This is a genomic window from Ruegeria sp. CRTD044 (genome assembly GCF_059613485.1).
This window is the reverse complement of sequence record NZ_JBXWSP010000012.1, coordinates 1-9,057: the sequence shown is the minus strand read 5'-3', so window position 1 is coordinate 9,057 and position 9,057 is coordinate 1. Positions and strand designations below refer to the sequence as shown.

Sequence of the window (9,057 nt, the reverse complement as noted above, 5' to 3'; positions counted from 1 at the left end):
TGGGCCGCGACCACCGGATCAACATCGAACGTCGGGAGCGTAATCGAGAGAGGGTCAGGCGACGGTAGGATCTCGGAGTTGAGCTTGAAAACTCGTTGAATAGTACTGGGAGGGCCGATGTCGGACCAATCCTGAGAGCGGCCCCAATGACCGCTCGCAACCACAAACCGGTCTAATCGCTAATGCCGTCGGATGACGGCTTTGAGCCCACTTCGACCGATGCTGCTCTATGCCCCAATGACAGCAATGCGCAGAAAGCAGACTTTGCAAAGTCCGGTTGACCACATTGTCCACCAAAGGCGACAGTTCTGCTTCGCGACTGGGCTATACATAGCCCTCAAAGCGTATTGTTTGCGGGACTTCAGTTGCACCGTTTTCCTGAGCGAGTAGGGCGCGTGCTGACGAAAAGGTAGCAAGCGCAAAAAGAACAAGAAGGGCCTTTATCATCGTAGCGCCTCGGATCCGGGTTTTGAACTTGGGCCGGGGTTCACAAATGATCGCCCCGGCCAGCGTCAGGGCAAACGAGGTAGTTCTTGCCCTGAAACATCGTACTTTCGCCTAATTTAGAAGATCACCGACGATGCCGACGGCATCGACCACGGTAGACAGGTCATTCGTAACTTCGAGGACTTCGTCATCGACCAGAATGTAGCGGTTTCCTTTGCCCGGCTCCCCAAGCTTCCATTTGGAAAGGTCCCCAATATCCTCGAACTCCAGGTCAGATGGGAGCTTGGCACCGCGCGTGTAGCGCTTGATCTGTCCAGGTGGTACAGCTTTTGGGCCTTTGCCGGGTTTGTCTTCTATCTGAATGCTGACATCACCGTTCTTGCCCCCCTTGTTCGGCTTTTTACCCTTGTTGTCTTTGGCATGGGCATCGCTGCCTCCAAGGATGAAAAACACAACTGCTAAGGCTGCAAGAATTCCGTATGCAATCTTCATAGATTGTTCCTTTGCTTCCCAACTTCATTCGACCGGCGTTGAAAATTCCGGCACGCGCTTGATCTCTCTTAGTTGCCCTTTGGCACACCCCTTAGTGACTGCCTTCACCCCGCATTAGAAAACGATCCGGGTTCTTAGACCGAACAGGGTAATCCGGTCCTGATCGGGATTTAGAAGCGGGTCGGAAATGAATTGTACCGATGGCGTGATCTGCAGTCCGGGTGAGATTGAAAAGCGGTAGAAAGCTTCAAGCGTGAACTGATCGCCATCTATGCCTCTTGCTTCGGCCCAGTTTAGGCCCAGACCGGCCAAATCGGTGTTGCGACCATAGTAACCGAGACCGGCAGAAATCGACCGTTCATAAAGCGCTGCGGTTCCCTTCGAGGCCCCTGCACGGAAGAACGGCATCCATTTATTGTCAACAAACCATGCGGCGGAAAACGCTGCGCCGTAATCTTCTGCTCGACTGCCATCGTCAGCCGCATCCGCATGCCAGAGGGTCAGATGGATATTGTCGAAGTAGATGCGATCAAAGCCGGACGTGTACCCAAGTTCGAGCGACTTGAAGAGATTGCCGTCGCTAAACACATCAAAGTTTGGATCGGACGGGTCGGCGTTTGCGTCTGATACGCTGGCAACGGCGTAGAGGTTCTCGCTCAGCTTTACCCCACCGGCAATACCAAGGCCTTGGTTGGGCGTGTTGATTGTCGGGTTGGTATTGAAAGACAGGTTTTGAAAACCACTGTAGGGGCTTACCAACCCGTAGATATCCACAAAGTCCGTTACATCAATCTGGCCGACTTGCAGCGCCCACGACCCATTCTCAGCCCTTTGGGTCCAGAACAAATTGGTCAGAAGCAAACCGTTGTCATTGAAGGCTGTTCCCGTGATTGAAAGGGCTCCGCCATCCAGCCCGAGAAATTGCGGAGCAACGTCAGTATAACTGTGCCTGTCTTCGATCTTGAATGTCAGAGACCCCCGTTCAGTTGCCTGCCAACTGCCGTAGAACCGCGCAATTCCGCTGGCTGCTTCGCCGGTTCCCAGATCAGCATCCGTGGTTTGGCCCAATGCCAGGTAGTCAATGTTGAACCGAAAACCACCCTCAGCCAGTCGGTCTTTCCACTGAAACCAACCCGGTGCGATGTTGCGTGGAAAATCGGAACGATATTGCGGATCGGTGAGCCCGTCTCCGGGCGCAAGATCGGCTTCGACTGAAGATGGCCCGGATAGTCCCTGAGCCGACGCTGCGCCAGCAAATGCAATGCTCAATGCGGCAACCAGAAGTCTTATCATTTTGACGCCTGTGCCCCACCGGTCTTGCGATTTCCTGCCGCGCGGATGCGATCAGCAGCACGCTGCTTCCATTCCAACCTGTCTGCCTCGGTTTCCAGAGTTTCGACACGTTCCGCCTCTAGCTGGAAAGTCGCATTCATAGGCATGAGGCCATCCACAACCATCATATTATGAACGGAAGGATCGATAGTCAGCGTGCCTGTCAGCCGAACGGGTTCGTGGAAATAGCTAGGCGCCCAGTCCCCGTTCAACCGCACACGGATCATCTGGTTAGGCGGAGGTGGAGGCATGTGGCTGCACATCCCTCTTTCTGGCACCAAATACGCCACAGGCCGGCCGTCCGGATCGCTTGGAGCAGGAATGGCAAAGCCCGCGAGTGTGATTGTTCTGCCGTCGAATTGCGGGTTTCCGCTCGTTCCAGCCTTTCTTCGACGTTCAGTCACAACCTCGCGCTGATCGAGTAACCAGTCGACGTCAATTCCGTCTGACACCAAGGCGTCTTCGGTCTCTGCTAAAAGCAATTGCCACTTTTGCCGCTCGTCTTCACTACCACCATCCTGCTGCAACCTGCCGCGTATACGCACAACGAAAAGAACATCGTCGAACTGTTCGGGGCTGAGATCACGATAGGGGTCATCAAAGACCTGCGCAGACGGATCTGGCAGGTCTGCCCAGTCCAACGCGGTTCCAGGCGTCGCCGCAGCATCATGACCGCTCAAAACCAACCCTGCGAATACTGCGGAGCAAAACCAATTTCGCATGAATGCTCTCCGGCTGCCTTATCTGGTCAATCCAGTGTGTTTTTGTAGATCACACCGTCCTTCATGATCAGGCGGATTGTTTCTGGGCTTTCAGGCCTCGGGTCGGCCCCAAACCATTGATCACCCGTACCAACCACCGAGAAATCTTCGAGCGGATTACCGTCGATCAGCAGGATATCCGCATAGGCGCCTTCCTCGATCACACCGAGCTTGCCAGCCGTGTAAGGGTTCGAAAAATCGCCTGACAAAGCTACGACCTCACCGCCGATTGACGTAAGTGTCACCATCGACTGGTACGGTCCGAAGAACTCGTTATTGAGATGTTTTTCATAAGCAATCTGGATGTTGCATGCTTCCACTGATCCCACGCAATCGGTCTGAAAGCCGCGTTTTACCGGGCATTCCTTCATATTCGGAATGTAGTTCGCGAAAGTCGCGGACGCCGATATCGCTTTCGCGAGGCTCTTGGGCTCGTTCTTGACCGATGGGATATCCAACAAACCCGGATCAAAAGCCGTGAGGTTAGTCGTTATGTAAGCCCCTTTCTCGTTCATAATCTCGGCAATCTCGCAATCGAAGGAGAAGCCGTGTTCAATGGACATTACACCGGCCTCAAGGGCGTTCATGATTGCTTCCTTGCGGTAAGAATGCGCCATGACATAGGTGCCGTATTCGTTGGCAACCTGAACGGCAGCTTCGATTTCTTCCTTGGAGCCGGCGAGCAACTGCCATGGGTCAAACGCCGAGATCACCCCACCCGACTGCATGAATTTCAGCTGTGTCGCCCCCATGCGCATGTTATTACGACCATACAGGTAGACATCATCGACACCGCTGACTTGTTGCGCCATGTTCAGATTACCGAAGTTGGTCTGTCCGCCCGGCGGCGAGGTGAAGGATGCGAAGTCAGCGTGGCCGCCGCGTGTCCCGAGGAACGCGCCTGACGCATAGTGACGTGGACCGACGATCTGTCCGGCGTCGATGGCCCTCCGCAGACCGCCGTTGGCGCCGCCAGCATCTCTTACAGTCGTAAATCCTTGCATCAGGTACATCTCGGCCATCCTGGTTCCATGGATGCCAAAATCCTCCCAGGTCGAGTTCGTTTCCATGGAAGCGATAGACGGTCCCATGAGCATGAGGTGTGCGTGAAGCTCAATGAAGCCCGGTGTGAGTGTCCTACCGCCGCCATCGATCACCTCCGCATTGGGGGCATCGATCGCATCAGTTGAGACGACCTTGATAAGGTTGCCCTCAACCAGAACGCTTGCATTTTCGATCCGCTGTTCATTGACGCCGTCGAAGACATGCACGTTGGTAAACAGCGTTTGGGGTTCTTCTTGATCCTGAGCCTGCGCGGTCGCCGAAAAAGAAAGAACTGCCGCGACAATTGCCGTCGAGCAAAGAGACATTCGTAAGCCGGACATAAGTACTCCCTCCATATTCATGTTTTGCCAACTATAGTCTGGAATTCATTGGCTCGGTTGCCCCTTTTGAATTAGGATGTACGAATGTGACTGCAAAAATGGCCACTTCTTAAAGCTAATCCAACAAGGGTTATGAGCTTGCCTTTCAACTCCACCTCCCGAGAGCATAGCGAGGGCTTTGTTCGCCTCTCTTTAGCCGCTCCCTTTCTGCAATATCTCACCGAACGTAAGATCAATCCGCAACCAGCATTGGATCAGGTCGGCTTGAAAGCTGAACTGATGACTAACCCATCCGTGTTCGTTCACTCCGAGTTGGTTTACGGCTTGGTAAATGCTTTCTCAGAAGTATCGGGGGATCGATACCTAGGACTGAATGTAGGGGAAGCGTTTGACCTACAAGGATGGCCGCCCTTCGCTCAAGCCTTGCAATCTACAAAAACGCTGTTCGAGTTTTTTACCCGCTTTGTTGAGCTCGTGCCGCAGGAGTCCAATTCTGTGCGGCACAGCCTTGTCATTGAAGCAGACAAAGCGACTTATCGTATCGAGAGGCAACAGGAACCAACCGTCCCACCCATTCAGGTGACCGGTTTTGGTGCCGCAGTCTATGTACGCCTATTGCAGACCGTCGTCGGAGAGTCCTGGGACTCTTCCCGTGTGCGATGGGAAAGCAGATACATCAATGGGCTGCCTATCGACTACAAAGGGATCGAGGTTGGCCTTGGGACTGATCCCGGAATGCAAATTAGTTTTCCTGTGGAATGGTTGTTTTTGCACCACGTCTCTGAGGGTTCTGCCAAGCCCATAGCATCACTTCGACAAGATGAAGAAGTAACCGTGGTGGCAGCTTTGCGATCTGTCTTACGCGACAAACTGGATGAAACCGATTTGGGACCAGAGATGGTGGCTGGAATGCTGGGAATACAACCGGAACGGTTTCTGAAAGCGCTTCAAAAACAAGGCACAACGCTACCGCGCGAAATCAAACGGCTGCGTATCGATGTCGCCAAGGAGCACCTCAAACAAAACCAGATGACAATTGCAGAGATCGGACTGATGCTCGGCTATTCTGACAAGTCCCATTTCACTCGCTTTTTCCGAGGTCAGACCGGAATGACACCGACCAAGTTCCGAAGCAAGTAAATGTGGTCGAGCCAAATGAACGCTTCGAAGATTAGGTCCTCGTGGTGTCTGACGTCAGCGCCTACCGGGTAAATTTAGGGGTTTGAGCAACGGAGGATTTCTGGTTCATCGGAACTATTATGGAGTGAAGATGAACAAGAAATCCGGAACATCGAAGGATGCCGCTGACAGGCTGGTCAGGGGCATCAAGCGCAAGACCCGTAAACAGTATTCAGCCGAAGAGAAGATCAGGATTGTCCTGTTTGGCCTGCGCGGCGAAGACAGTATTGCTGCGCTGTGCCGCCGAGAGGGGATCGCCGAGAGCCTGTATTACAGCTGGTCGAAAGAGTTCCTGGAGGCGGGCAAGAACCGGCTGGCCGGTGATACTGCACGCCAGGCAACTGCGCCAGAAGTCAAGGAACTGCGCTCCGAGGCACTGGCGCTGAAGGAGGTTGTTGCCGAATTGATGCTTGAGAACCGTCTGCTCAAAAAAAGCACCTTCGGGGATGGGGGAGACGACGAATGAGATATCCCGCCTCCGAAAAGCTTGAGATCATCCGCACGGTCGAAGCATCGCATCTGCCGGTGAAGAAGACGCTGGCGATGATCGGCATCCCCAGCAGTACCTATTATGATTGGTACGCCCGTTGGAGCGATGGCGGGATTGATGCATTGTCGGATCGTTCACCGCGCCCTCGGTCAGTGTGGAACCGTATCCCGGATGATATCCGTGAGCACTTCGTCGAGTTTGCGTTGGACCACGAGGACCTGACGCCGCGCGAACTGGCGGTTAAATACACCGACGAGAAACGGTATTTTATGTCGGAATCCACGGCCTACCGCATTCTCAAAGCCGAAGACCTGATCACCGCCCCGGCCCACGTGGTGATCCGGGCTGCTGATGAGTTCCGGGACAAGACGACGCGACCCAACGAGCTCTGGCAGACCGACTTCACCTATCTCAAGGTCATCGGCTGGGGGTGGTTCTACCTGTCGACCATCCTCGACGATTACAGCCGCTACATCATCGCCTGGAAGCTCTGCACCACGATGAAGGCTGGCGATGTCACGGACACGCTGGAACTGGCGTTGGAGGCGTCCGGCTGCAATCAAGCGACGGTCGTTCAGAAACCGAGGCTGCTCAGCGACAATGGCTCATCCTATGTCGCGGCCGATCTGGCAGATTATCTTGAGGACAAAGGCATGGATCATGTTCGCGGCGCACCGCATCACCCGCAAACACAGGGCAAGATCGAGCGCTGGCATCAGACCATGAAGAACAGGGTTCTGCTGGAGAACTACTTCCTGCCCGGTGACCTGGAACGCCAGATCGACGCATTCGTCGACCACTACAACAATCACCGCTACCACGAGAGCATCGGCAACCTAACGCCTGCCGATGTTTATCACGGTCGCGGCGCGAAGATCCTGAAGATGAGAGAGGAGATCAAAAAACAGACATTCCGAAAACGCCGCTTGCAGCACCAATCCGCTGCCGCCTAAACTGAAGCAGAAATCGAACCAGAGCCTCCGTTACGAAACAGCCAAAGCATTCCGAAAAACTCTGACGACGGACAGTCCTCGTGGGATCAGTTCGGAGAAGTTGTAGTGCGACGTTGAACAGGTTAGTCGACGACATGAATGGTTGGTTGCCACCGCCGATACAACCTCTGCAACTGGCCGTTTCGTTGTGTATTTCGGAGTTAGCAAAGCTTGGTTGCGAAGGTCCGCTTCGGGCTGATTGTGGTCCTTTAGAGCAAGAATGCGGATGGCTGCAAAGTCCGCAATGCAGTCATTGAGCGTAGGTGAGCGAACGTCTGCCTCGAGCCCATACCTCCGGAATGCTGCGAGGATACGAACGGCAGCTTTGCAACTTAATGCATCACGAATAGTGTAGGCGCATGAACGAATTCCGAAACGCCAAACCTTCCGACGCAACTCGGTGCTTTGAGATCGAAACTGCTGCCTATGAAGGCGACGAAGCAGCAACCTTCGAAAAGATATTCAGGAGGATCGAGATCTATCCCGATGGTTTCCTCGTTCTTGAGGGAAAAGGCGAGATTGTTGGCTTTATAAATTGCGGATGTGCCCATGAAGTCGAAATGTCTGATGAGGAATTTAAGGAGCTTGTCGGACATGACCCCGACGCACCAAACGTCGTAATAATGTCCGTTGTTGTTGATCCCGCGCATCAGGGCAAAGGTCTGTCACGGTCATTGATGGTCGAATTCGTGGAGCGCATGAAAAGGATGGGTAAGTCGACAATCCACCTCATGTGCAAAGAGCATCACATCCCACTCTACGAGGGGTTTGGATACAGTTATTTACAGCCATCCGCTTCCGACCATGGAGGAATGACTTGGCATGAGATGTCTATGAAACTCTAAACTCATTGGAGTGAGAGAAGTGATACCACTTGAAAAGCCTTTGCGATTGGCCGTTGAATCTGATGCCCATGCACTTGCGGACTTGGTGAACTTTGCAGGCGAAGGCCTACCGCTCCATGTCTGGACCGGGTTGGCACAAGATGGCGAGGATGCTTGGGCGGTCGGTCGCGCGCGACAGGCTGAAAAGGCACGAGAGGGGCAAGTGGTCGTAGTTGACTTTGGCAACGGGGCGGTTGCCGGTCTTACAGGCTATGGGATCGGATCTGAACCAGAAGAAATTGGAGATGACTTCCCAGCCTTGTTCCGTCCCTTGCAGGAGCTGGAAAACAAAGCGTTGGACAGCTGGTATGTCAATGTTCTGGCTTGCTACCCAGAGAACCGTGGTCAGGGACTTGGTTCAAAATTACTTGAAGTCGCCGACGAGATAGCCCGCGACGCAGGATACAACACTATGAGTGTTATTGTCGCCGATGAAAACGTGGGGGCCAGACGTTTATACGAGCGAAAGGGATACTCTGAGTTGGACAAAGCCCCATGCGTCAAAGACGGCTGGGCGACCGAAACAGAAAACTGGGTTCTCCTCGTCAAGTCGCTGTCCTGATACCGGGCGTAACCGGTGTTTCTAAGCGGAGGCCGCTCTCGCTTTTCGGCCGAAGGGGTGTTGGCGCTCACAATCAATCATATATGCTGTGCCCCTCGAGAGCCGCCGTTGGTCTGAGAGCAACGAAGGTCGGGAGTGTCCGCAAAGTAGACGTTCAAGCAAGTTGCAGCAAACGACTGCTTCGAGCCCTTCTCAGACCTTGATCGCTTGCGCAGCATTCGAGACAGTGAACAGGAACTCGCGGCCGCATTCGACGACGAAGCAAAAGGATGTTTAAGGTTGTCAGACCACTTCGCACAATGGAGATTCAAATGCGTCGATCGATCCTGATGCTGTCAATGGCTATGGGGATATTGGGGGGTCCAGCATCATCCCAGCCGCTTTTTGAGGATTCTAAGGCTTTCAATCCTTCCAGCGAAACAGCATTAGCGATTACCGGGCCTGTAATCATGTCTGCCAAGCGGATGGTCTTCGAGACCGGCAGGTTTCTTGATCTCGAAGTTCATGACCCCAAGAGTTCAGGCAATTGGGGT

At 53.7% G+C, this 9,057-nt stretch carries 9 protein-coding genes; 5 read left to right on the top strand and 4 right to left on the bottom strand.

What is annotated here, in order from left to right:
• Positions 1-558 precede the first annotated feature (558 nt).
• The 4 genes from AC2FNL_RS12055 to AC2FNL_RS12040 form a co-directional block, all read right to left on the bottom strand.
• On the bottom strand, positions 559-939 hold the full coding sequence (locus AC2FNL_RS12055) for a hypothetical protein (RefSeq protein ID WP_170337130.1): 381 nt from the start codon (positions 937-939) through the stop codon (positions 559-561).
• A 114-nt stretch (positions 940-1,053) separates the two neighbouring features.
• Positions 1,054-2,232, bottom strand: coding sequence for a carbohydrate porin (locus tag AC2FNL_RS12050; protein WP_170337128.1), 1,179 nt, complete (start codon positions 2,230-2,232; stop codon positions 1,054-1,056).
• Positions 2,229-2,993: a DUF3299 domain-containing protein gene (locus AC2FNL_RS12045; protein WP_496833794.1), complete on the bottom strand. Its 765-nt coding sequence runs from the start codon at positions 2,991-2,993 to the stop codon at positions 2,229-2,231. Before AC2FNL_RS12045 ends, AC2FNL_RS12050 begins: the two co-directional genes overlap by 4 nt.
• A 26-nt stretch (positions 2,994-3,019) precedes the next feature.
• Positions 3,020-4,432, bottom strand: coding sequence for an amidohydrolase family protein (locus tag AC2FNL_RS12040; protein ID WP_496833793.1), 1,413 nt, complete (start codon positions 4,430-4,432; stop codon positions 3,020-3,022).
• A 117-nt stretch (positions 4,433-4,549) separates the two neighbouring features.
• Here AC2FNL_RS12040 and AC2FNL_RS12035 point away from each other — a divergent pair, with 117 nt between their 5' ends.
• From AC2FNL_RS12035 to AC2FNL_RS12015, 5 genes are all read left to right on the top strand, one after another.
• Positions 4,550-5,557, top strand: a complete 1,008-nt coding sequence (locus tag AC2FNL_RS12035; RefSeq protein WP_496833792.1) for an AraC family transcriptional regulator — start codon at positions 4,550-4,552, stop codon at positions 5,555-5,557.
• Between the two features lie 130 nt (positions 5,558-5,687).
• A protein-coding gene (locus AC2FNL_RS12030; protein ID WP_496833791.1) for an IS3 family transposase occupies positions 5,688-7,039 on the top strand; the annotation gives its coding sequence in 2 pieces (ribosomal slippage) (positions 5,688-6,024 and positions 6,024-7,039; 1,353 coding nt in all).
• A 398-nt stretch (positions 7,040-7,437) separates the two neighbouring features.
• A complete protein-coding gene (locus AC2FNL_RS12025; RefSeq protein WP_496833790.1) occupies positions 7,438-7,923 on the top strand; it encodes a GNAT family N-acetyltransferase in 486 nt (161 codons plus the stop codon).
• A gap of 19 nt (positions 7,924-7,942) precedes the next feature.
• Entirely contained in the window at positions 7,943-8,524 is a 582-nt protein-coding gene (locus AC2FNL_RS12020) for a GNAT family N-acetyltransferase (RefSeq protein WP_496833789.1), read from the top strand.
• A gap of 311 nt (positions 8,525-8,835) precedes the next feature.
• On the top strand, positions 8,836-9,057 hold a 222-nt coding region (locus AC2FNL_RS12015; RefSeq protein ID WP_496833788.1), incomplete at its 3' end, for a hypothetical protein.

Excerpts from the sequence above, each read along its gene's own strand:
- AC2FNL_RS12040 (WP_496833793.1), bottom strand. The coding sequence starts at position 4,432 with ATGGAGGGAGTACTTATGTCCGGCTTACGAATGTCTCTTTGCTCGACG.
- AC2FNL_RS12050 (WP_170337128.1), bottom strand. The coding sequence starts at position 2,232 with ATGATAAGACTTCTGGTTGCCGCATTGAGCATTGCATTTGCTGGCGCA.
- AC2FNL_RS12025 (WP_496833790.1), top strand. The coding sequence starts at position 7,438 with ATGAACGAATTCCGAAACGCCAAACCTTCCGACGCAACTCGGTGCTTT.
- AC2FNL_RS12045 (WP_496833794.1), bottom strand. The coding sequence starts at position 2,993 with ATGCGAAATTGGTTTTGCTCCGCAGTATTCGCAGGGTTGGTTTTGAGC.
- AC2FNL_RS12055 (WP_170337130.1), bottom strand. The coding sequence starts at position 939 with ATGAAGATTGCATACGGAATTCTTGCAGCCTTAGCAGTTGTGTTTTTC.
- AC2FNL_RS12035 (WP_496833792.1), top strand. The coding sequence starts at position 4,550 with ATGAGCTTGCCTTTCAACTCCACCTCCCGAGAGCATAGCGAGGGCTTT.